General features: G+C 41.3%; 20 protein-coding genes. 10 read left to right on the plus strand and 10 right to left on the minus strand.

Annotation, left to right across the window (positions count from 1 at the left end; all coding sequences use genetic code 11):
- The first annotated feature begins 71 nt into the window (after positions 1 to 71).
- The 3 genes from thiD to AX762_RS02255 all read left to right on the plus strand — a co-directional run bounded on the left by thiD (position 72) and on the right by AX762_RS02255 (position 1,843).
- Positions 72 to 896, plus strand: coding sequence for a bifunctional hydroxymethylpyrimidine kinase/phosphomethylpyrimidine kinase (gene thiD / locus AX762_RS02245; RefSeq protein ID WP_371261623.1), 825 nt, complete (start codon positions 72 to 74; stop codon positions 894 to 896).
- Between the two features lie 61 nt (positions 897 to 957).
- Entirely contained in the window at positions 958 to 1,125 is a 168-nt protein-coding gene (locus AX762_RS02250) for a YvrJ family protein (RefSeq protein WP_071847539.1), read from the plus strand.
- Positions 1,126 to 1,258: 133 nt separating this feature from the next.
- On the plus strand, positions 1,259 to 1,843 hold the full coding sequence (locus AX762_RS02255; protein WP_071847540.1) for an LURP-one-related/scramblase family protein: 585 nt from the start codon (positions 1,259 to 1,261) through the stop codon (positions 1,841 to 1,843).
- A gap of 68 nt (positions 1,844 to 1,911) precedes the next feature.
- On the opposite strand, the gene AX762_RS02260 is transcribed toward AX762_RS02255, so the two are convergent.
- Genes AX762_RS02260 through AX762_RS02270 form a run of 3 tightly spaced genes read right to left on the minus strand, consistent with a single transcriptional unit; the run spans position 1,912 to position 4,569 of the window.
- Positions 1,912 to 2,472 (minus strand): GNAT family N-acetyltransferase, encoded by a 561-nt coding sequence (locus tag AX762_RS02260; RefSeq protein ID WP_071847541.1) that lies wholly within the window; start codon positions 2,470 to 2,472, stop codon positions 1,912 to 1,914.
- A gap of 24 nt (positions 2,473 to 2,496) precedes the next feature.
- Positions 2,497 to 4,269: an excinuclease ABC subunit UvrC gene (uvrC, locus tag AX762_RS02265; RefSeq protein ID WP_071847542.1), complete on the minus strand. Its 1,773-nt coding sequence runs from the start codon at positions 4,267 to 4,269 to the stop codon at positions 2,497 to 2,499.
- Between the two features lie 42 nt (positions 4,270 to 4,311).
- Positions 4,312 to 4,569, minus strand: coding sequence for a hypothetical protein (locus tag AX762_RS02270; RefSeq protein WP_071847543.1), 258 nt, complete (start codon positions 4,567 to 4,569; stop codon positions 4,312 to 4,314).
- 188 nt (positions 4,570 to 4,757) lie between these two features.
- Between AX762_RS02270 and AX762_RS02275 the strand changes: the two genes are divergently transcribed.
- From AX762_RS02275 to AX762_RS02290, 4 genes are all read left to right on the plus strand, one after another.
- On the plus strand, positions 4,758 to 5,741 hold the full coding sequence (locus AX762_RS02275) for an aldo/keto reductase (protein ID WP_071847544.1): 984 nt from the start codon (positions 4,758 to 4,760) through the stop codon (positions 5,739 to 5,741).
- A 192-nt stretch (positions 5,742 to 5,933) separates the two neighbouring features.
- On the plus strand, positions 5,934 to 8,198 hold the full coding sequence (gene nrdJ / locus AX762_RS02280; protein ID WP_071847545.1) for a ribonucleoside-triphosphate reductase, adenosylcobalamin-dependent: 2,265 nt from the start codon (positions 5,934 to 5,936) through the stop codon (positions 8,196 to 8,198).
- A gap of 32 nt (positions 8,199 to 8,230) precedes the next feature.
- Positions 8,231 to 8,800 carry an ECF transporter S component gene (locus tag AX762_RS02285; protein ID WP_071847546.1) on the plus strand — a complete coding sequence of 190 codons (570 nt, stop codon included), beginning with the start codon at positions 8,231 to 8,233 and terminating at the stop codon, positions 8,798 to 8,800.
- Positions 8,801 to 8,812: 12 nt separating this feature from the next.
- Positions 8,813 to 9,205 carry a DUF4430 domain-containing protein gene (locus tag AX762_RS02290; RefSeq protein WP_071847547.1) on the plus strand — a complete coding sequence of 131 codons (393 nt, stop codon included), beginning with the start codon at positions 8,813 to 8,815 and terminating at the stop codon, positions 9,203 to 9,205.
- Between the two features lie 502 nt (positions 9,206 to 9,707).
- Here AX762_RS02290 and AX762_RS02295 read toward each other — a convergent pair.
- From AX762_RS02295 to AX762_RS02305, 3 genes are all read right to left on the minus strand, one after another.
- Positions 9,708 to 10,457, minus strand: coding sequence for an alpha/beta fold hydrolase (locus tag AX762_RS02295; RefSeq protein WP_071847548.1), 750 nt, complete (start codon positions 10,455 to 10,457; stop codon positions 9,708 to 9,710).
- A gap of 27 nt (positions 10,458 to 10,484) precedes the next feature.
- Positions 10,485 to 11,276, minus strand: a complete 792-nt coding sequence (locus tag AX762_RS02300; RefSeq protein WP_071847549.1) for an AAC(3) family N-acetyltransferase — start codon at positions 11,274 to 11,276, stop codon at positions 10,485 to 10,487.
- A 171-nt stretch (positions 11,277 to 11,447) separates the two neighbouring features.
- A complete protein-coding gene (locus AX762_RS02305) occupies positions 11,448 to 12,635 on the minus strand; it encodes a 3D domain-containing protein (protein ID WP_071847550.1) in 1,188 nt (395 codons plus the stop codon).
- Between the two features lie 323 nt (positions 12,636 to 12,958).
- Here AX762_RS02305 and AX762_RS02310 point away from each other — a divergent pair, with 323 nt between their 5' ends.
- The 3 genes from AX762_RS02310 to AX762_RS02320 all read left to right on the plus strand — a co-directional run bounded on the left by AX762_RS02310 (position 12,959) and on the right by AX762_RS02320 (position 17,779).
- Positions 12,959 to 14,524 (plus strand): Ppx/GppA family phosphatase, encoded by a 1,566-nt coding sequence (locus tag AX762_RS02310; RefSeq protein WP_071847551.1) that lies wholly within the window; start codon positions 12,959 to 12,961, stop codon positions 14,522 to 14,524.
- 2 nt (positions 14,525 to 14,526) lie between these two features.
- Complete coding sequence (locus tag AX762_RS02315) at positions 14,527 to 16,626, plus strand: RNA degradosome polyphosphate kinase (RefSeq protein ID WP_071847552.1); 2,100 nt, start codon at positions 14,527 to 14,529, stop codon at positions 16,624 to 16,626.
- Positions 16,627 to 16,798: 172 nt separating this feature from the next.
- Positions 16,799 to 17,779 (plus strand): LacI family DNA-binding transcriptional regulator, encoded by a 981-nt coding sequence (locus AX762_RS02320; protein WP_071847553.1) that lies wholly within the window; start codon positions 16,799 to 16,801, stop codon positions 17,777 to 17,779.
- Positions 17,780 to 17,831: 52 nt separating this feature from the next.
- Here the strand turns inward: AX762_RS02320 and AX762_RS02325 are convergent, their stop codons facing one another.
- From AX762_RS02325 to AX762_RS02340, 4 genes are read right to left on the minus strand one after another with little or no spacing between them, the layout of a single operon-like run.
- On the minus strand, positions 17,832 to 18,740 hold the full coding sequence (locus tag AX762_RS02325; protein ID WP_071847554.1) for a metal ABC transporter permease: 909 nt from the start codon (positions 18,738 to 18,740) through the stop codon (positions 17,832 to 17,834).
- Positions 18,737 to 19,663 (minus strand): metal ABC transporter permease, encoded by a 927-nt coding sequence (locus AX762_RS02330; RefSeq protein ID WP_071847555.1) that lies wholly within the window; start codon positions 19,661 to 19,663, stop codon positions 18,737 to 18,739. Before AX762_RS02330 ends, AX762_RS02325 begins: the two co-directional genes overlap by 4 nt.
- Positions 19,664 to 19,665: 2 nt before the next feature.
- Complete coding sequence (locus AX762_RS02335; protein ID WP_071847556.1) at positions 19,666 to 20,415, minus strand: metal ABC transporter ATP-binding protein; 750 nt, start codon at positions 20,413 to 20,415, stop codon at positions 19,666 to 19,668.
- 24 nt (positions 20,416 to 20,439) lie between these two features.
- Positions 20,440 to 21,381, minus strand: coding sequence for a metal ABC transporter solute-binding protein, Zn/Mn family (locus AX762_RS02340; RefSeq protein WP_071847557.1), 942 nt, complete (start codon positions 21,379 to 21,381; stop codon positions 20,440 to 20,442).
- Between the last annotated feature and the right edge of the window lie 125 nt (positions 21,382 to 21,506).

A 21,506-nucleotide genomic window follows, 5' to 3' on the forward strand; every position in this document is an offset into this window, starting at 1 on the left:
TAAAGAAATAATACTATTTCTTTTATAATCAACCTTAAAAACACTATGAATGAACCTTTGGAGGTTAAATGATGAATCAACCAAAATTAACATTGACGATAGCCGGAAACGACGCAAGTGGCGGTGCGGGTATTGCCGCTGATTTAAAAACATTTGCCGAGTTCGGTACGTACGGTATTGCTGCTTTAACCACCATTGCTACGATGGATCCAGCTAACAATTGGAGTCACGGTGTCACAGCCATGAGTGCCCAAGTTGTCAAGGATCAACTCATCACAGCTTTTGCCGGACCCAGTATTGGAGCCGCCAAAACAGGTATGTTGCCTAACGCAGAAGTCGTCGAAGCGATCGCTGATCAAGTCGAACAACACCCGGAAACAGCTCTAGTGGTCGATCCCGTGATGATATGTAAAGGTGAAGATGAAGTATTGAACCCTGAAAATGTGGAAGCTATCAAGAACCGTCTGATTCCGTTGGCTACAGTCACCACCCCTAACTTATTTGAAGCTGGCCAGCTTGCTGAAATCGGTCTTCTTTTCAACCTGGAAGATATGAAAAAAGCCGCAAAAATCATCCATGAAAAAGGGGCTAAAATCGTTGTCGTCAAAGGCGGAAAATCACTCGCTGGTGACGAAGCCATCGATTTAGTTTACGATGGCAATGAGTACTTCACTTTATCCTCTAAAAAAATTGAGAATGCCAACAATCACGGAGCCGGCTGTACCTTTGCCGCAGCCATTACTGCCGGAATTGCTCAAGGCTTAGAACCGATTGAAGCCATTAAAAAAGCTAAAGTCTTTGTATCTGAAGCAATCCAAGCCGGATTCAAATACAATCAATTTGTAGGACCAGTTTTCCATAGCGGTTACCGCTTAAACAGACAAGACAGCATTTGATTCTTCACAGGTGACAGTTAGTCTCCTTTTCTCGTTATTGTAGATAGAGAGGAGGTAGACTATGGATACTCAATTGACCCTTTTCACAACGGCGCTGGATATGATCGCAAATGTCGGTTTTCCCATCTTCATTTCATTATTTTTACTGCACCGGATGGAGAATAAAGTTGATGCAATCGTTGTTGCCTTGAAAGAATTGACGACAGTCATGTCTCACATTCACAAATAGTAGCGCTTAAAGAGCGCAGCCATTCAGTCAGTGCACTTTTTTTTCACTGGACTCTCTTCTTCATTTTTTGAGAGTCTAGTGTTATAATAAAAGAAAAACAAGATGCCAACATACGGACTAGAGGTGATATGAAATGGTTCGCTTATTCATCAAACAAGAATACAGGTCAAACCAAAACCGGCTGATTGTAACAGATACCAAAGGACAAGAGGTTTTTTTGATCGTCGGCAAATGGGGTCGCGTCGGCAACAAACTCTCTGTCTTCTCTTTAGCTGGTGAACGTCTCATAGATGTCCAACAGGTCATTCTATCTCTGTTTCCTAAATTCCGCTTGTATAAAGACGGCAGAAAAATTGGCTCCTTAAAAAAACGACCGGGACTCAGAGGGATCAAAAACCCGTTTTTCACCATCACTCGCTTGAATTGGATAATCACCGCTAATTATGAAAAACAGCAATTCACGGTGAGACGTTTTGGAAAGAAAATTGGAACCATCGATAAAAGTGTTACGTACATGGGTGATTTATATTGCGTTGATTTTATCAAGGAACAGGATATCCCAGTCGCTCTGGCGATAGCTGTACTTCTCGATCATTATGCTGAAAATAAATCGACTGTCTTGAAAAAATATCAACAGGAAAAATACAGTTTAAGTTTCATGCATACAATCTGGATAAAGTTCAAGCGAAAATTGTGGCAAAAAGTAAAAATCAAATAACTAAATAAAGCCTCGTGACTTACCGAAAGATCTTGAAGATCTTTCAGTGGGTCGCGAGGCTTTTTAGTTTAGATTTGTTTCTGCATATGGTCGTAACGGTGATCGGCTAAAACGATTTCTCCCGTCTTTTCGAATCCTTGACGCTCGTAAAGCTGCTTGGCACGTGGATTGTCGTGGTCGACATTCAGACCGACAACCGTCATCCCGTCAGCGCGCGCCTTACTGTAAGCCCCTTCCATCAGCTCTTTCCCGATCCCCCGGCCTCTGTACTTGGGACTTGTGACGAGTGTATCCAGATACCATTCACCTTCGAATGTTTCGGAATCGGTGAAGGTTTCGAATAATGGAAGCTCATATTCTTTTAAAATCGATTCGAGCGGTTCATCAACGTCATCGCTCAACCCACCTTTATATCCAAAACAAAAACCGGCTACTTTCCCATCCACTTCTTTTACAATCGCATTTCTGAAGCTGTGTCGGTAATTATCGCGTCTGGCTGCTTCGACTAACGCCGGTTTCAACTCTTCCCAGCTTACTTTTTCCATAATGGGAAGTTCCATATCCGTCAATATTATCTTGAACAACTCAATAATTTCTTCAGCATCTTGTTTTTTTGCATCTCTGATCATGTTTATTCTCCTTGAGTATAGTGCTTATTTAACTGTCTGTTTGATTCGTTCAGCCACTTTAATAGGGATACCCAAATCTGTCAATTCTTCTATTTCCGCTTCTTTGAGTCGTTTCATGGATTTAAAATGACGCAAGACTTTTGTCCGTGTTTTCGGTCCGACGCCTTCAATGTCATCCAACTGACTCGTAATACTGTTCTTCCCACGTACATTCCGGTGAAAAGTGATGGCAAACCGATGAACTTCTTCCTGGATACGCTGAACAAGGTTAAATGCCCGGCTTCTAGGATTTAAAATGACCGGTTCCAGATCATTTCCAAAGATCAACCCGGCAGTCCGGTGTTTTTTATCCTTGACCATCCCAGCAACGGGAATATCCAGTCCGAATTCATTCTGCAACACATCGACCGCCGCATTCACCTGCACTTTTCCACCATCCATAAGAATCAAATCTGGTAATGGTTTTTTCTCTTTCAATAACCGTGAGTAGCGTCGTCTGATGACTTCCTGAGTGGTCGCATATTCATTACTGCCAACAACGGTTCTTATTTTATATTTCCGGTAATTGTTCTTGTCTGCCACACCGTCTTTAAATGAGACCATCGCTGATACAGGGTTTGTTCCCTGGATGTTCGAATGGTCAAAGGCTTCGATCCGCTCGATGTAAGGCAGCCCCAGCACCTCCGACAGTTCATCTACGGCCCCTGTTGTTTTCTGCTCTTTCATTTCCAAGAGTCGGAATTTCTGCTTCAAGGCAATCTCACTGTTTTTCCCTGTCAGTTCAAGCAATTCTTTCTTACGCCCACGTATGGGTATCATCACTTTTGTTCCCAGCGTTTCTTCAAGCAGGCTGGTATCCACCGTGTCCGGAACATAAACTTCTTTAGGTTTCAGATTGTTTATATTCGCATAATATTGAAGGATGAAACTCATCAATTCTTCTTCTGGGGTATCAAAGATAGGAAACATCGTAGCTTCACGCTTGATCAGAGTCGCCTGGCGGACAAAAAAGACTTGAATCGAGATCCAGCCCTTATCCATATAATAGTTGAAGAAATCTCTGGGTGTATAGTCATTTGAAATGATCGATTGCTTCTCTACTGTCCGTTCAATATAAGAGATCTGATCGCGAAATTCAGCTGCACGCTCATAATTTCTTTCTTCTGCAGCTTCCTGCATTTTCTGTTTCAAATCCCGTTTGATATCGGAAACATTCCCATTTAAAAAAGACCGGATGCGCCTGATCTGGGCTTCGTATTCTTCCACCGGCACTTCATGATCACATGGGCCGATGCACTGGTCGATATGATAATACAAGCAGGCCCGTTTCTGAAACCCATTACACTTGCGCAGCGGATATATCTTCTGGATCAGCTGCTTTGTCTCTGAAGCTGCCCACACGTCCGGATAAGGTCCAAAGTAGTGTGCGCCATCTTTTTCAACATCTGACGTGATGACCAGCTGCGGATCACGTTCATTTGTGATTTTCAGATACGGATAACTGGTCCCGTGTTTCAAACGGATATTATATTTTGGCTGATGCTTTTGAATCAGGGTGACTTCTAAAAGGAGGGCTTCTTTGTCCGAACCTGTGACGATCGTTTCATAATCCACGATATCTTCAACCAGACGTTTTGTTTTCCCTTCGTGTTCACCACGAAAATAGGAACGCACGCGATTTTTCAAATTCTTCGCTTTACCGATGTATATAATTTCTTCATCTTTGTTTCTCATAATGTAACACCCGGGCAAATCCGGCAGTAACTGCAGTTTGTTTTCGATCAGTTCATTCGGCAAAAAAATCACCTCCCTCTCATTCACTCTTTTATCGTCTCGAACTTACTCTTTTACCGCTTCAAAAATATACAGGGAATGAAATGCGTTGAAATCAGATTTACCAATCAGTACATCTTTATACTCATAAGGCTGACCTAACCTGTGTTCACCCTCTTTTATCGCTGCGTCGATCGCATCCGCAATGTCAGCATAAAGTTGGTCGATTTCATCATCAGTTAACTGGCCGTATTTTTCCTGCCAGACATCTAAAAACGCCTGTTCGTCTTTCTCTTTATAAAATTCTATCATTACCTCTTCCATGTTTAATTCCTCCATTTCCGTTGTCCTTTTATCCTTAGCCATTTTACCAAAAATGGGAACATTTGTCAGCCTATCAATAATCCCAAGTTCCCATGACGCTTTGCTTTGATTCCAATTCTCAAAAAAAGTTAACCGCTTACTTTTTATCTGGTATACTAAGACTATATTAACTAAAGGGAGTAGATTGGATGAAGTATAACAAGTTAGGCGACACAGGTCTTGAAATCAGTGAGCTCAGTTTTGGTACTTGGGCGATCGGTGGCAGCTGGGGTAAAAACGATGACTCAGATTCATTAAAAGGATTACATCATGCAATGGAAGCGGGCGTTAACTTTTTTGACACTGCTGACGTTTACGGTGGTGGTCACAGTGAAGAACTGCTGGCTAAAGCAACGAAAGGTAAAGAAGATTCCATTCATATTGCGACTAAATTCATACGTATGGGCGATATCGATGATCCGAATACTTACAAGGAAGAACAGATCCGCACGTATCTGGAAAACAGTCTGCGCCGTTTGAACCGTGAAACGATCGACCTTTATCAGATTCACTGTGCCCCATTAAAAATGCTTAAAGAAACAGATATTTTTCCTATCTTGGATAAACTTAAAAAAGAAGGTAAAATCAGGAGTTACGGTGTGAGTGTTGAGACAGACGAAGAAGGTTTATATGTCCTGAACAATACTGACGCAAGTGCCCTCCAGGTAATTTTCAATGTACTGAGACAGAAACCGCTGAAAGAACTGTTTCCAAAAGCGCAGGAAAAAAATGTGGGCATCATAGCACGTGTGCCTCTGGCCAGCGGCTTGCTCACAGGTAAATTCTCCAAGAATCACAAATTTGAGGAAGATGATCATCGTAACTTCAACAAAGATGGTGAAGCTTTCAACGTCGGCGAGACATTCGGTGGCCTGCCTTTTGAAAAAGGTGTCGAATTAAGCGAACAAGTCGCCTGGATGGCAGCGGACCGTGAGAGTCTGGTGCGTGCTGCCCTTAAATGGGTAATGCAGCAAGAAGCTGTGACAAGTGTCATTCCCGGATTTAAGAATGAAAAGCAAGTCATCGACAACTTGAAATCACTCGATGTCAGAGATTTCACTCAGGAAGAATTAAAACGCATCAATGATTTTTATTGGGAAAATGTTCACGATCATATTCGCGGTCCCTATTAAAATTTACTAATTATTTGAGAAAGTTCTTGTTCTATTTTCATAGAATGAGGGCTTTTTTCTTTGCCGTTGAGCCATGTCAATAGAGAACATTGTTTGTTACACAAATTTAATAAAACCATAGATGTTGTGTATGACTCCATAATTTGATACCATATATAGTATCAAAAGAACAAATGAGAGGAAGTTACATCCATGGAATTTTTACCCACTTCCTACGTAGAAGAATACGTAGCAATGCGTCCCAATCCGCTTAATGAACTTGGAGAATTTGTCTATAGCCGCACCTATTCCCGCTGGCTCGAAGATAAAAGCCGCAGAGAATATTGGCATGAAACAGTCAAACGCGCCATTGAATACAATATGGCATTGGAATACAAACATTTAAAAAAAATCGGCTACTCGATTCATTTGAAACAGATGCGCGAGGAAGCCAAAGAGCTTTTTGAATCTATTTATAATACGAAACAGTTCCCTTCTGGAAGAACCCTTTGGCTCGGAAATGCCAACGAAAAAGTGAACAAAAATTTTGCTTTAGGTAATTTCAACTGTTCTTTCCTGTCTATTGAAACATGGGAAGATCTCGGTGAACTCTTCTATCTCCTGCTCGTCGGAACAGGTGTCGGCTTCAAGTCACGCAAGAAAATGGCTGAAAAGATGGACCCTATCCGCACGAACACGACACTCTTGCATTCTCAGTACCGCCCAGTAACCATGGAGCAGCGCTTAGAACATACGCAAACGGTCAAAATGGAAAATGGTTTCGCTAAAATTTACGTCGGCGACTCAAAAGAAGGCTGGGTTGAATCTCTCACTCAGTACCTGGATCTGCTGACAAAAAAAGAAAACGAAGATATCCATACCATTAAGATCAGTTACAACAGTGTCCGTCCTGAAGGCGAGCGCTTGAAGACTTTCGGCGGTACAGCCTCCGGACCTTCCCCACTGCAAGAAATGTTCGAAGGCATCAATAAAGTGCTTAAGAACGAAATCGATCCGCATTTGGATCCAATCGAGATTGATGAGAAAGGCTACGGTAAAGTCCGTCCGGTACACATTTTAGATATCGGAAACTTGATTGGCGCAAACGTTGTTGTTGGTGGAGTGAGAAGAACTGCAGAAATATTCTTATTTGATGCCGATGATCAGGAATCCATGTTTGCTAAATATGGGATGAATGGCATCTGGACAGAAGAACAACTCGAGCATCACAAAAATATTGGTAAATTATTAGAAAAAGCAGACATGAAGCCGCGCTGGTTCGATAACTTGAACGCCGTTGGTGACCGCCGTGAAGGTTTGGATCACCGCCGCATGAGTAACAACTCCATTGCTTTCGAGACTAAACCGTCACGAGATTTCCTACATCTCGTCTTTGAAATGATGCAGCTTGAAGGTGAACCCGGTTTCTTCAATATGGAAGAAGCACGTCGCCGCCGTCCTAACGCTGAAGGGGTCAATCCCTGTGGTGAAATCATTTTAGATTCTAAAGGCGTCTGTAACCTGACAACGATCAACGTCAAAGCTTTTGTTCAGGAAAACGAAGATGGTACGAACAGTCTAGATCTAGAAGGGCTAAAACGCGCCCAAGAGCTTTCTGCTCGTATTGGTCTGCGTATGACCTTGACACCGCTTGAAATCGATTCATGGAACGATATTCAACAACGTGACCGACTCATCGGTACATCTGTAACAGGCTGGAAAGATGCCCTGGCACTCGTTAACGGCACTGAAGAAGATGAAGTGAAGTGGATGAACGAACTGCGTGATGCCTCTCGTAATGCAGCAGATGCTTATGCTAAAGCATTACGCGTTAACGCACCCTTACTTGCAACGACAGTGAAACCTGAAGGTACATTATCACAAGTTGCCGGAGGCGTCTCTCCTGGCGTGCATATGAGCCACAGCCCGTATTACATTCGTCGTGTACGTATCAACGCAACAGATCCACTGGTCAAGGTAGCTAAAGAACTTGGATGGAAGATCCATGCCGAGATCGGAACAAATGGCGTCTACGATCAGAATGAACTGGCAAAAGAAGCGGTTATTACTGAAGCCAGAACTGTGATTTTCGACTTCCCAGTTGCAAGTGGTTCTAAACGAACGAAAGAAGATACCACCGTGGACGAACAGTTTGATACCTACTTCCGTTTCCAGAAAGAATATGTGGAACACAATGCCTCCAATACCATCGATGTCAAACCGGGTGAATGGCATCAGGCTGAACAACGCGTATGGGATGGTTGGGATAATTTTGTTGGCGTATCTTTCTTAAGCCATGATGGCGGGACCTACACGTTGGCCCCTTATGAAGCCTGTACAAAAGAAGAATATGAACAGCTCAAAGCATCAATGAAACCTTTTGACGCCGCATTGCTTCACCAGTTTGAACAAAGCGAAACAAAAGCTGATTTGGAAACGATGGAATCTTGTTCATCAGGCGTCTGCCCAATCAGATAAATAAAAATCAACGACAGAAAGGAGGATGAAAAGTGAGATCTGTACCTTTACGTAAACAGTCGACGTATTCAAGAGGCCGTACGTATGCTCTGACTCGTATCGCTCTGCTCACGTCACTTGTTTCGGTGGGAAGATTAAGCTTTTCTTTTCTTCCCAATGTCCAGCCGATGACTGTGCTCATTGTTTGTATCACACTATATTATGGATGGAGAAACGGGTTAGCCGTTTCACTCTTGTCCGTTATACTCACAAATTTTTACTTGGGTATGGGACCTTGGACGATTGCGCAACTCATGGCGTATGCTGTTTTAATCGGACTGACCCATCTACTCGAAAATTCGTATGAATCCATACCCACACCTGTTCTGCAGGTTTTCGTCGGGTTTTTAGGCCTATTGTATGGTTTAGTCATTTCCCTCGTCCAGGCACCGTTTTTCGGGTGGAATATATTTATTCCATACTATTTATCCGGTCTCGTCTACGACGTCATGCATGCCGGTGGAAACGTGATATTCTTCGCGCTGTTATATCCCATAGCCATGCGCGTATTCAATCGCGCAGATCAAAAAACACCCAGTACGAAATGGGTCGATGAATTATAAAGGGGATTTTTTATGAAAAAGAAAACTAATATCTTACTGACCGTTGCTGTAGCACTCTTAGCCCTCGCAATTATCCTTTGGGTTTCTGGTCGAGATACGGACTCGCAGACCACTTCAGAAGAAACCAATGAAGTGACCGTCATGATTTATGCGAATGATGAAGAATTGGCGAATGACACGCTTGATGTCAGCGCCGACACGACTTTAATGGAAATCATGGAAGAAAATTACGAACTAAGTGTTACCGATGAAGGCTTTATCGAAGCTATCGAAGGCGTCGAGCAAAGTATCGAAGACAATGAGTTCTGGGTCTTTGAAGCCAATGAAGAAATGGTGACTGAATCAGCCGAAGACTTTGTTCCTGAAGATGGCGATACCATTCTCTGGGAACTGATGGCGTTTTAAATAGTTGATACTAATATAAAATACCCGGAAAAACAGTTTTTAAACTGTTTTCCGGGTATTTTTTTATTCTTAGTGACCTATTCGTTAAGTTCAGCTATTATCATCGCTATCACACGCTTTGCTTGCATTCACTTCGACACTTTCAATATCGAAAAGTAATCGTAATTACCGAATAGCCCCGCATTCGACACTTAGAGCAGTAATTTCACTCTCTAAGTGTCGAACTTGACCCAACTTCGGTAGTTTCAAAATTATCAGTCGCTTCTAATTACCGAATAGCCCCGCATTCGACAGTTAGAGCAGTACTTTCACTCTCTGAGTGTCGAACTTGACCCAACTTCGGTAGTTTCAGAATTATCAGTCGCTTCTAATTACCGAATAGCCCCGCATTCGGCACTTAGAGCAGTACTTTCACTCTCTAAGTGTCGAACTTGCTTCCAAGTTCGACACTTACAAAAGAAAAACACATGGATGACCAGTTTATCGCTAGCGTTTTAGACTTTTACTGACTCTTCTCGATCATTTCTCTTTTATAGAACTCTGTAATTTGCTTCATAGTGGGAACTCTCACGAGATGTTCTTCATCCTCTTCAATAAACGTCAAATTGGCTCCAGGGTTTTCCTTTACGAATTCCACGACATGATCATACGGAACGACCAAGTCATGGATTCCGTGCCAGAACAGTAAGGGTCTCTCACCTAAGGTATCCGGATGATGAGACAAATCATACTTGGGTACCCAAGCCAATAACGATTCATAATCCTCCGGAAAAAAGCGGTCCAGCTTAGCAGCATGCTCCAATAAGCGTGTCCGGTAGTTTACCGGCTGGGGCGATCCCATCACACAGGCTGCTGCTTGTATTTCCGGATGATGCGTAAGTAACGCACAGGTTGTGATGCCGCCCATCGACACGCCGCCCACTGCGATCCGGTCGTCAACGACACCCAATTTTTTGAAATGATTCACAATATAACCAAACTCAAATAAATTGGTTTGAATACTTTGCCAAAAAGTCAGGGATGGAATTTTAGTAATCGGCTGATAACGGTCTCCATGGTTCACAGCATCCGGCAGCAAAACACGGAAGCCCGCTTCAGCCAATAAACGTCCTTGAGTAAGGACAAGTTCTTTCGCTGACTGCCACCCATGATAATACACGATCAGAGGCAACACATCGTTTCTTCTTCGTTCATCTACAACTTCCAGCAACGGAATTGTCCCTAATGTTCGTTGACGTATCGTTAACTTCACATTTATCACCTCTTAAAATCGTCTGTTTTATTTTTGGTTCTGAAAATAATAACGCCACTTGTCAGAAAGTGGTTCGTTGTCGGAGAATAAATCGGGATTCACCTGGAGTAGCTCTGTCAGCAATTCTGCCGTTTTTTCGGCATCGACCACACGGACAGTGGCATCTCCAAACGTGCCTTTTTTCATCGCTCCTTCTTCCAGTAAAATCTCTTCGACTTTCCAGAAATGATCGGACCAAGAAAGACCCTGATGCCGGCGAGTCGGTACCTGAACCTTTTTTCCTGAATGCAGGATGCTGTAGAGCTCATCGTGCGTATCCTTCAGTCGTCCCGGAATGCCTACCCACTCTTCTATGCCATGTATAAATGTGTTTTTAGTCAAATCTACACCGATCAAGAGGATGTCAGCTTTCCTGTCGACAATCTTCCCCCAGACAGAATCTCTGGCACAGGCCGTTTCATGTTTGTACTCCCCATCGGTAAACTTCTGCGCATCCATGCCTAAAGCGGCAACTGAATGTGTTGGATGCTCGGAACGGCAGACATTTTCTCGCTGTCTAAATTTTTCTGTCAAGATTCCCACATTTGAAGGCGAGTTTTTTACGTCGAACACCGGTTTCTCCTTACTTATATATTCCCAGGTATGCGTGGGTAAAACCAGCAGTCCCTCTTTCATAAAAGCACTCAGACTATCTAAAACTGTCTCTGGTCCGCCAGCCACTTCGCCAATACTTTTATAAGAAGAGTGAACAAGTAAGGTTCCTTCAGGATTTAACTTCAACTTTTTCAAATCATTGAGTAACGATTCTTTAGTATGCATTATTTCTCCTCTTTCTCTGATTTCTATAATACTGATTAAACAGGATAGAACCGTAAAAAGCAACCAAACGCTTGTAATGAGTTGATTTAGTTATTTCTTTACAGTAAAAAAGCCGGCGCGTTAAATCTCTGAAGATTTAACACGCCGGCTTTTTTATGATAGCTGATTTTTTTAGTTCAAGACTCGAATAGTAACCTGACGTCTTCCCCATTGTAAGGCTTCAGCCACTGTTTTGAAATGAATATCGATAATGTTTCCATTGATCGCGCCGCCTGTATCTCCGGCAATATAAACGCCCATGCCTTCGACTTCAACCTTTGAACCCAATGGGATAACAGAAGGGTCTACGGCGATTACACGTGGATTCTTACGCAAGTCAATGCCCATAAACGTATGTGTACTTAATCCAGGTTGTTTGGTTGAATAACCTGTTGCTTGTACTTTTAACGTTCTTCCAGAAGATTGCGCCGGTTTTGATTCTGTTTTGACAACGGGTTTCGTCTCAACTTTTTTAGGAGCTGACGTTTTAGTCTCGCTGGCAACCGATTTAGATGCGGCTGGTTTCGCGCTCACTTGTTTTGCAGATGAAGAAGTTGATTCTTCTTGTTCGTTTTTAGCTTGTACCGCTTTTTGTTCGATTCTTGCTTGTGCCGATTCTCTTTCCGCTGCAGCACGTTCTGCTTCTTCTCTAGCCAAACGACGCGCTTCTTCAATGCGGGCCACTTCTGCGGCTTCTTTTTTTACAAGTGAAGACAATTCAGAACGATTTTCAAGTATCAGGGTATCTAAAGAAGTCACTTTACTATCAAGCGCTTCTTTTTGAACAACAGCTTCTTCTTGCTGCTCTTCTAATTCTAATCGTGTATCCACTAATTTTTCATTTAAATCAATGAGTTTTTGCGCTTCTTCTTCAGCTAGTTCGATCTGTTGATTACCGGCATCTGTCAGTCGCATAACAACGAGTGCGCGGTTTAACAAATCAGAAATGTTTTCAGATCCCAAAACAGTTAAAACAATATTTTGTGAGACTTCATTGACTTGCAATGACTGTAGTCGATCACTTGCTTGCTCAAATCTAGCTTTGAGCACTTCTTCTTGTTCAGCTATCTCTTCTTTTGTTTCCTCGATTTCTGCTTCTTTTGTGCTAATGTTTTCTTCTATATTCATTAATGTCTCGTTATATTTTTTTACTTCCTCTACAACAGTACTTACTTCTGTTTGAAGTGACTGTATTTCCTGTCTTGCTTGCTCTTGTTGATCCTTAATAGTGTCTAAGGAATCGGCGGATACAGGTTGAGAATAATTAAAATGTAAAAAAGCTAAACCAATCAAAGCAAAACTCAGTATATTTTTTTTCATGATTTATATAGTCAATCCTTTCTAATTTAGGGTTTATGTATAAAATCTGTTTGCAATGCTCCGTTATTATACCGATAAAACCTTTGATGTACATTTCGATTGGCTTACAATTTGTTACAGAAGTTTGAAAAAAAAGATGATTTTATGTATAAAAAAGCCGATTTTTGTATAACACGTATTAATGATAGCGTTTACTCCGCGTTTGTAATATTCTTGTAAAGAAGGGTTCATCTTTAGACTTTATGCGGTTGGAAATAGTATAATTAGAAAGTAAGCACCTTTGTGACATTGAAAGCTACAAATAAATATAGGAGTGAACCATAATGACAAGAGATCGCTTTGGACTATTAGACGTAGGTTCTAACACTATACGATTAGTAATTTTTGAAATGGATGATTATCAAGGCATAACAGAACTTCAGAACATAAAAACACCCGCTCGTCTTGTACAGTATTTAGATACTAAGAATATAATGTCTGAAGAAGGTATCAACGTTTTAATTACAGTATTAAAAAGCTTCACCAAAATAGCGGAAAGTTATAAAATTAAAGACCTCATCGCCATAGCTACCGCAGCAATCAGACAATCGACGAATAGAGACGTTATTATAGCCCGTGTAAAAAAAGAAGTGGATTTAGAACTAACTATTTTAACTGAACAAAAAGAAGCGTATTTCGGCAATTATGCCGTAAGATATACGATGGATATTCCCGATGGTGTAAGTATCGATATCGGCGGAGGCAGTACCGAAGTCACCTACTTCAAAAACAAAGAAATCAAGGAAGCACACAGTTTCCCGTTTGGTACAGTTTCCCTGCAGAAGCAATTCTTCGACGAAAAAAAACACAATGACAAAAAAGCCATAAAAAAGGCGCGTAAATGGGTCAACGAACAATTAAAAACACTGGATTGGCTCGAAAATCTTTCCGTTCCGCTAATTGGGATCGGCGGATCGGCGCGTAATTATGCCGAAATTTATCAACGAGAAACAGATTATCCGATTGCAGGTATCCATGAATATCAGATGTTTAAAGATGATTTAGATGAAACATTTGATCTACTTGTAAAGAGTTCAATGGAAGAATTGGGAGATTTAGATGGTTTAAGCGAAGACCGGCGCGATATCATTATTCCGGCCGGAATCGTCTTTACGGAACTTATCAACGTGATGGAGGCAAAATCTTTCGCTATAAGTAATCGCGGCTTGCGTGAAGGTATTATTCTTGAGCGACTTAACCAGGAATATGATGACGCCTATGATTTATTCGGTATCAAACGACAAACGGTTCAGCGTTTGTTTAAACAATATGACATTCGCCCGATCAGCGCTCACCAGCGGATCATTTTAGCTGACCGTCTGATCGAATTGATCAAGGATAAAGGCATCTTAGATATCAAAGATGAACACCTTTATCTCCTGCATTATGGTGCCACCCTTTATTATTTAAGCAGTTACATTGAAGATGATTCAAAATCACAGCATACGTTCTACATTATATCGAACACTAATCTTCACGGATTCAATCACAGTGACCGTGTACGCTTAGCGCTATTAGCCAGCTACAAAAACCGGTCACTCTATAAACAGTACACGAGCAACTTTAAAGGCTGGTACGATAAGAAAGAACTAGACGTACTGCTTTATCTGGGAAGCATCATTAAATTTGCAGAAGCCTTGAGTGATTCTCATGTCAATTTCGTTCATGACATGGACCTCATTGAAACCGATGACGATAATTACGAATTGTGCGTGACGTATAGCGGTGAGGCTATTGCTGAAGAATATCGTGCAAACAGACATAAAAACCATATTGAACGTGTTCTAGGCAAATCACTGTCCATCACTTTTCAAAAAGAACTAGATGAATCAGTTCAAACGGAGGTATAAATATGCAGGGTCAAGACATTTTACTAGAAAACCCGAAATATTATCAAAACAGAGAATTGTCATGGCTTGATTTTAATGCACGTGTGATCGAAGAAGCAGATGATCCATCTAATCCGCTTCTGGAACAATTGAAATTTTTAGCTATTGGCAGTTCCAATTTGGATGAATTTTATAAAGTGCGTGTGGCCGGTTTGCAGGATCAACTGAAAATGGGCGTGAGTGAACCGGATACGAAAAAACAATGGTCACCCAAAAAACAGTTACAGGAAGTCACTGTCAAGAATCAGGAAATAGTCAAGCGTCATTATTCTCTTTTCGAGAAAAAGAAAAAGGAATTGGAAGCTCATTCTGTTCATTTCACTACGATCGATGAGTTATCTGTAGCAGACAAGGAAAGAGCCAGAGAAATTTTTAAATTTGAGATCGAACCAGCACTCACACCTTATGGTATCGATGCTTACCGTCCCTTTCCTCACTTAAACGACGGGGTCCTGCATCTGTTTGTTCGTCTCGAAAAATTGGGTAGCCCTTTTATTGCGATTATTCCGATCCCCCAACGACTAGATCGACTTTTTTTAATAAACAGTAAGGAAACAATTCAACTCCTTTTTTCAGAAGACATCATTTACTCCTTCCTGTCAGAATTATTTAAGGGCTATAAAGTAATCTACTCGTTCACCTTTCGCATCACACGCAATGCAGATCTGGAAATTCAAGAAGAAGGCGCCGAAGATTTACTCTCAACCATTGAAGATTACTTGCAAAAAAGAAAAAATGGGATGGCTGTCAGATTAGAACTCGATACGCGCAAAACGAGTCAATCGGTCGAGACAGACATTACCTATTTAAAAAAAGCACTGTCCATCAAACAGCGTGACATTTATTATATTGATGGCCCCCTCGATTTAACCTGTTTATTCGGTACGGTCAATATACTTAAAGACGCAAGTGTTAACCTTTTTTTCGAAAAATATACACCCGCCTATCCTGAAATTTTTACAAAAAAATCTATTTACAGCATGGCTAAGAGTCAAGACTTGTTCTTTCATCATCCCTTCGACTCGTTCCACCCGATCATCCAGTTTATAGAACAAGCTGTGGATGATGACCGTACAGTTGCCATTAAACAAACGTTGTATCGAGTCAGTCACGATTCCCTATTAGTGCAATCGCTTGAAAAAGCAGCAAAGCAAGGCATCCAAGTTACGGTTTTAGTTGAACTGAAAGCCCGATTTGATGAAGCTAACAATGTACACTGGGCCAGAAAACTAGAAGAAGCCGGCGCTCACATTTTATATGGAGTAAAAGGATTGAAGACGCACAGTAAAGCAACACTCGTAATAAAAAAAGAGGAAAATGGGTTTAGAAGATACGTTCATCTTGGAACGGGTAACTATAACGAACAAACGGCAAAACTTTACACAGATATGAGTATCATTACGACCAATAAGGAAATCACCCAAGACGTGTTTGATTTCTTCAACTACTTGAGCGGTTATACTGATCAACCACACTACCAATATCTTCATGTTTCTCCTTTTGATATCCGTGATGCGTTTATCGAAAATATCGAAAAAGAAATCCGCCTCCACAAACAATATGGAAACGGTCATGTTATTGCCAAAATGAATTCACTGACTGACAAGATGATGCTGCTTAAACTTTATGAAGCGAGTCAAGCCGGAGTGAAAATAGAATTGATCGTTCGCGGTATCTGCTGCTTGATACCCGGCATTCCAGGCGTGAGTGAAAACATTACCGTCCGAAGCGTTATCGGACGTTTCCTGGAACACAGCCGTATCTATTATTTTTATCACAATGGTGAAGAGAACATATACCTGTCCTCTGCAGATATGATGACGCGAAACATGATCAAACGTGTAGAAATTGCCTTTCCTATTTTAAGCGACAAATGGAAAAAATACATCATTTCCATACTGAAAATGTACCTCTATGATAATGTCAAAGCCTGGACATTGAATTCAAGTGGTATTTATGAGAAAACAACACCTGGTGGTCGAAAAGCGGTCCATGCTCAAAAAGAATTGATGGAATTGGAAACAACCCAGCGTATTTTACCTAAACAAACTTTTTCAGAGTAAATCAGCAGCTTTCTCACTGAATGACAATAAACCAAGCAGACCTTCACTCCTCTCCTTCAACATTACCTTTAAGAGCTAATATTGAAGGCCGACAAAACGAGTAAAGGTCTGCTATTTTTTTATTTCTACGACATAATAATTTGGTATACTAAGTAAGGAAGGAGACAGACATATGGCTACAATACAAGATATCGCCGAGCATGCCGGGGTCTCATCCGCAACCGTTTCCCGTGTCATAAATTCGAGTGGATATGTTGGTACTGAAACACGAAAAACTGTAGAAGAAGCGATCAAACAGCTTGACTACAGACCGAATAAGCATGCCCAAATGCTGCGCACAGGCGAGACTAAAAATTTCGGTATTATCAGCACGCAATTCAACGATACAGCTGTGGCCCGAATAAATTCATTCATTTCGACTGCTTACTCTGCTGGATACACCACGACTTTATTTATTACGAATGGTGACAAAAAACGAGAACGCGAAGCCTTTGACCTCTTGAAAGCAAAAGAGCTGGATGGAATCTTCCTTATTTACCGCGCCAATGAATGGGAAGTGTTGGAAAGCTATTTAAAAGACGGACCAATCGTAACCTTACATAATGTGGATACCCATCCTATCCCTTCTGTATTTATCGATCATTACGAAGGGACACAACTCGCTTTGAATTATGCTTGGGATACGGGCTGTCGACGGATTCTAAATATATATGGGACAGCCAGTGGATTGAATACAGAGCGACGGATCATGGCTTACAACAATTTTTGCTCTTTAAAAGGCATTACCCCTTATGCATCTGACTCTTTTTTACATATAGTCTCAGATCATGATGTTGACCGTGTTGTTCAGTGGATCGAAGAACAAGCGGTTAAACCCGATGCCATCATCACTCATTCCGATAACATTGCGGCTTTAGCAGTCTCAAGACTTGAGAAGAAAGGGTATAAAGTACCTAAGGATATTTCTGTTATAGGTTTTGACAATTTATTTATAAGCGATGTCATGAATATGACGACGGTTGATTATGGTATCAAAGAACAAGGTAGTAACGCCTGCCGATTACTTTTAAGACAGCTCGGAAAAAAATCGGATGATTTAGTCCCACTGACTTTCACATTAATTAAGCGGGGAACCACCAAAAATACCGATTGATAAATAAATGACCCCTGTTTTGACTGGTAGTCAAAACAGGGGTCATTTTTAGTTAGGCCATTTTTTCAATTTCTTTATTTAAGTTTCTACGTGCTCTATTCTGACTGATTTGATGTTGAAAAAGTCCTTTTTTTGGAGAGAATATCAAGATTAGTAACGTCGTTGAACCAGTCACCACAGCAATCATGCCGGCAATCGTAGTATCAAAGAAAAATGCTAATCTCACACCACTTACACTATTGATAATCGCCATAATTACGGTGATACCAATCATTTTATTCAATGAATGGGTAAGTATATAACCCGACAGCGCGGGTCCCACCATAAAGCCGACGATCAATATCGATCCAACCGAATCGTACGCACCAACTGCTGTAAGTGAAACCAGTGTCATCAACGCGTAATGAATGACCACCGGTGAAAAACCTATTGCAGCTGCAAATGCTGGATCAAAGGTTGTGACTTTCAGTTCTTTATAGAAAAAGAAAATAAAGACCGAATTGATAATCAAGATGATAAACATCACCCAAAGTGATTGTGGACCAAGGTCGTAACCCCATAAATCCAGTCTACGAAAAGGAGCAAAAGCCAGTTCACCCATCAATACTGCGTCTTCATCCAAGTGAACATCCCCAGCATAGAAAGTAATTAAAATGATTGCAATACTAAAAAACAAAGGAAAAACAATGCCTATTGCTGCATCATTAGATACCAGATTTGAACGTTGAATGGTTTCAATCAACCAAACCGTTGCTAAACCAACCAGAGTCGCTCCAATCATTAAAAGTGGCGAGTTCAAATCCTGCGTAATGAAGAAAGCTAGAACGATCCCGAGTAATACCGTATGAGTGATGGCATCTGACACCATCGTCGCTCCTCTTAGAACCAGGAAAACACCGGGTAACGCACAAGCGATAGCAACGACAACAGCAATTAATGTAATCTCGTTTATCATGCTCATTGTTTAGCCTCCTCCAGCTCATCTAAGCGTTTCTTAAAGAGTTTCTGTTTCTTCTGTCTTAAAATATATTTTGCAACGTATCCCTGCTTCGGTGCAAACAGGAGACTCACAAAGACAAAAACACTGACAACGACTACAATCGTTGGCCCGGTCGGGATACGCACACCCAACGAGCTGATCAATGTCCCTATTACTCCAGACATGAAACCTATAATCCCGGCTAAAATCATAACACCGCTTAAACGGTGAGTCCATTGTCTCGCAGCAATCGACGGACCAATGAGTAACGCACTGATCAAAATAACGCCCACAGATTCAAGGCCTATAATTATAGTTAATACAATCATCATAGATAAGAGAAATTCGATGATTTTACTTGAAAAGCCTAAAGAGCGACTAAACATCGGATCAAAGGTATAACATTTGAACTCTTTCCAAAAAACGACAACAAGTAACAGCAATACCAGACCCACGCTGCTTATTAACTGAACATCCCTCCGCAACATTGCGCTGGCTTGTCCGAAAATAAAACTGTTTAACCCTGCCTGCTGGGCATTCGGATTATTTTGAATCGCCGTTAAAACCACCAGCCCCAATCCAAAGAAGCTGGATAAAACAAGAGACAAGGCACTGTCCAGCTTGACCACCGTATTTCTCGTCATCACTTGGATGATTGCTGTGGCAATTATCCCTGAAACAACGGCACCGAGCATGAGAAACATTAATTCTTTACGTTGTATAATAACAAAAGCCAAAGCAATTCCCGGTAACGCCGCATGACTTAAGGCATCCCCTAACAAGCTTTCTTTTCTGAGTGTCGCATATGTTCCGATCACACCACTGAGCAGTCCGATGATACCTGTTCCAAGAGCAACAAGTTGAAAGGTATAATCAGTAAACACAGAAAGAACCTGAGTCAGCATAATTACCCCCCTTCCCCTACATTGCGATCACGATGATATGTCAGGTCGATATTTTGTTTGTTGAACGTCTGGTCAACTGGTCCTGCAGCGATAACTTCCTGATTGATAAAAACGATCTCATCAAAATAAGTCTCAACTGTCTGCAGATCATGGTGAACAACGAGGACTGTTTTGCCTTCTGAAACTAATTTTTTAAGCAACTTCATGATAATATGTTCGGTCTTCATATCTACACCGGCTAACGGTTCATCCATAATATAAACCTCTGCTTCTTGAGCAAGCGCTCGGGCCAAGAAAACGCGCTGGCGCTGTCCGCCAGAAAGCTGACTGATCTGACGCTTTGCGAAAGTCGGAAGCCCCACTTTCAGAAGCATTTGCTTAGCTATATCCTTATCTTTCTTTCGGGGTCTTTTAAACCAGCCTAAATGACCGTATCTTCCCATTAAGACAACATCTCTCACAGTTGTCGGGAAATTCCAATCCACGGATGTATTTTGAGGTACATAGGCGATTCGATTTTTTAATTCACTGTAGGGTACCGCTTTTTGATTTTCGTCTTGATGCGTAACCGAACCCATGACAGGTGACACTAAACCAAGCATGGATTTAATCATGGTTGATTTCCCTGCACCATTAGGACCGACAATAGCTATCATTTTTCCTTTTTGAAATTTCAGCGATATATTCCATAAAACGGGCTGAGCATCATAAGCCACAGTAAGTTTGTCTATGTTGATTGCTATATCGTTCATTATTTAACTCCCCCTTTCTGGCTATTAATTTTCATTTAAAGCCGATACTATGGTATCCACATTTGACCGATACATCGTTATATAAGTATCCGCATCATCTTCACTGCTTCCTAAAGCATCTGAATACAACTCTCCAGCATTTTTCAATTGATGTCCACGACTGTTAGTCGCTTCGATCAACGCTTCGATACTTCTGGGTGATACCGAACTTTCTACAAATACTGCGTTTATTTCTTTTTCCACTATGAACGACGCCATTTCACTGATATCTCCAGTTCCGGCTTCTGTACGTGTATTTAGTCCCTGTAGTCCAACCACTTCAAAGTTGAATTCTTCACCGAAATACTGAAACGCATCATGCGCTGTCACCAGATAACGTGATTTTTCCGGCACTTCTTCTACTCTATTTTCGACATAATGAGCTAATTCATCTAATTCGTCTAAATATTCTGCGGCATTTCTCCTATAATTTTCTGCATTATCAGGATCATAAGCGCTCAATTCATCCGCAATGTATTGCGTCACTTGTTTCCATCTTGAAACACTGAACCATATATGCGGATCCACTGTTTGAAAATCACTTTCTTCCGGATCAAAAAGCATACTCGCTTCATCTAAAGCATCCGCTGCGACGATTGTTAACACATCTCGTTCACCTAATTGATCGAAGACCTCTGCAAACCGTTCTTCTAAATTCAAACCATTATAAATGACGATATTGGCTTCTCCCATTGCGGTGATATCCGATGTTGACGGTTGATAATCATGTGGATCTACTCCCGGTCCCATTAAACCTGTAACAGAAACATTTTCTCCACCGATCGTCTCAACCAAATCGGTTAAGAAAGACGTCGTTGTAACGATCGATACTGTTTCGCTATCATTTCGATTAGTGTTATTATCTGTACTGCATCCACTAATCAACACTAGCAGTATGGCTATGCTAAACCATCTTAACTTTGTCATATCTATCCCCCATTTGTAATTGCTTAGAGTTGCTTTTGTATATTTTTTAGTCTACCCTAAAAATATTTTTTAGTCAAACGAATCATTCAATTTGCATATCTTTTTGACAACCTTCAAATGAGTAT

The sequence above is a fragment of the Alkalibacterium sp. 20 genome (genome assembly GCF_001885615.1).
GTDB lineage: Bacteria > Bacillota > Bacilli > Lactobacillales > Carnobacteriaceae_A > Alkalibacterium.

What these genes read in the sequence shown, in the direction of transcription:
- thiD (WP_371261623.1), top strand. Translation starts at nt 72, where the DNA reads ATGAATCAACCAAAATTAACATTGACGATAGCCGGAAACGACGCAAGT.
- AX762_RS02250 (WP_071847539.1), top strand. Translation starts at nt 958, where the DNA reads ATGGATACTCAATTGACCCTTTTCACAACGGCGCTGGATATGATCGCA.
- AX762_RS02255 (WP_071847540.1), top strand. Translation starts at nt 1,259, where the DNA reads ATGGTTCGCTTATTCATCAAACAAGAATACAGGTCAAACCAAAACCGG.
- AX762_RS02260 (WP_071847541.1), bottom strand. Translation starts at nt 2,472, where the DNA reads ATGATCAGAGATGCAAAAAAACAAGATGCTGAAGAAATTATTGAGTTG.
- AX762_RS02270 (WP_071847543.1), bottom strand. Translation starts at nt 4,569, where the DNA reads ATGGAAGAGGTAATGATAGAATTTTATAAAGAGAAAGACGAACAGGCG.
- AX762_RS02275 (WP_071847544.1), top strand. Translation starts at nt 4,758, where the DNA reads ATGAAGTATAACAAGTTAGGCGACACAGGTCTTGAAATCAGTGAGCTC.
- nrdJ (WP_071847545.1), top strand. Translation starts at nt 5,934, where the DNA reads ATGGAATTTTTACCCACTTCCTACGTAGAAGAATACGTAGCAATGCGT.
- AX762_RS02290 (WP_071847547.1), top strand. Translation starts at nt 8,813, where the DNA reads ATGAAAAAGAAAACTAATATCTTACTGACCGTTGCTGTAGCACTCTTA.
- AX762_RS02300 (WP_071847549.1), bottom strand. Translation starts at nt 11,276, where the DNA reads ATGCATACTAAAGAATCGTTACTCAATGATTTGAAAAAGTTGAAGTTA.
- AX762_RS02305 (WP_071847550.1), bottom strand. Translation starts at nt 12,635, where the DNA reads ATGAAAAAAAATATACTGAGTTTTGCTTTGATTGGTTTAGCTTTTTTA.
- AX762_RS02310 (WP_071847551.1), top strand. Translation starts at nt 12,959, where the DNA reads ATGACAAGAGATCGCTTTGGACTATTAGACGTAGGTTCTAACACTATA.
- AX762_RS02315 (WP_071847552.1), top strand. Translation starts at nt 14,527, where the DNA reads ATGCAGGGTCAAGACATTTTACTAGAAAACCCGAAATATTATCAAAAC.
- AX762_RS02320 (WP_071847553.1), top strand. Translation starts at nt 16,799, where the DNA reads ATGGCTACAATACAAGATATCGCCGAGCATGCCGGGGTCTCATCCGCA.
- AX762_RS02325 (WP_071847554.1), bottom strand. Translation starts at nt 18,740, where the DNA reads ATGAGCATGATAAACGAGATTACATTAATTGCTGTTGTCGTTGCTATC.
- AX762_RS02330 (WP_071847555.1), bottom strand. Translation starts at nt 19,663, where the DNA reads ATGCTGACTCAGGTTCTTTCTGTGTTTACTGATTATACCTTTCAACTT.
- AX762_RS02335 (WP_071847556.1), bottom strand. Translation starts at nt 20,415, where the DNA reads ATGAACGATATAGCAATCAACATAGACAAACTTACTGTGGCTTATGAT.
- AX762_RS02340 (WP_071847557.1), bottom strand. Translation starts at nt 21,381, where the DNA reads ATGACAAAGTTAAGATGGTTTAGCATAGCCATACTGCTAGTGTTGATT.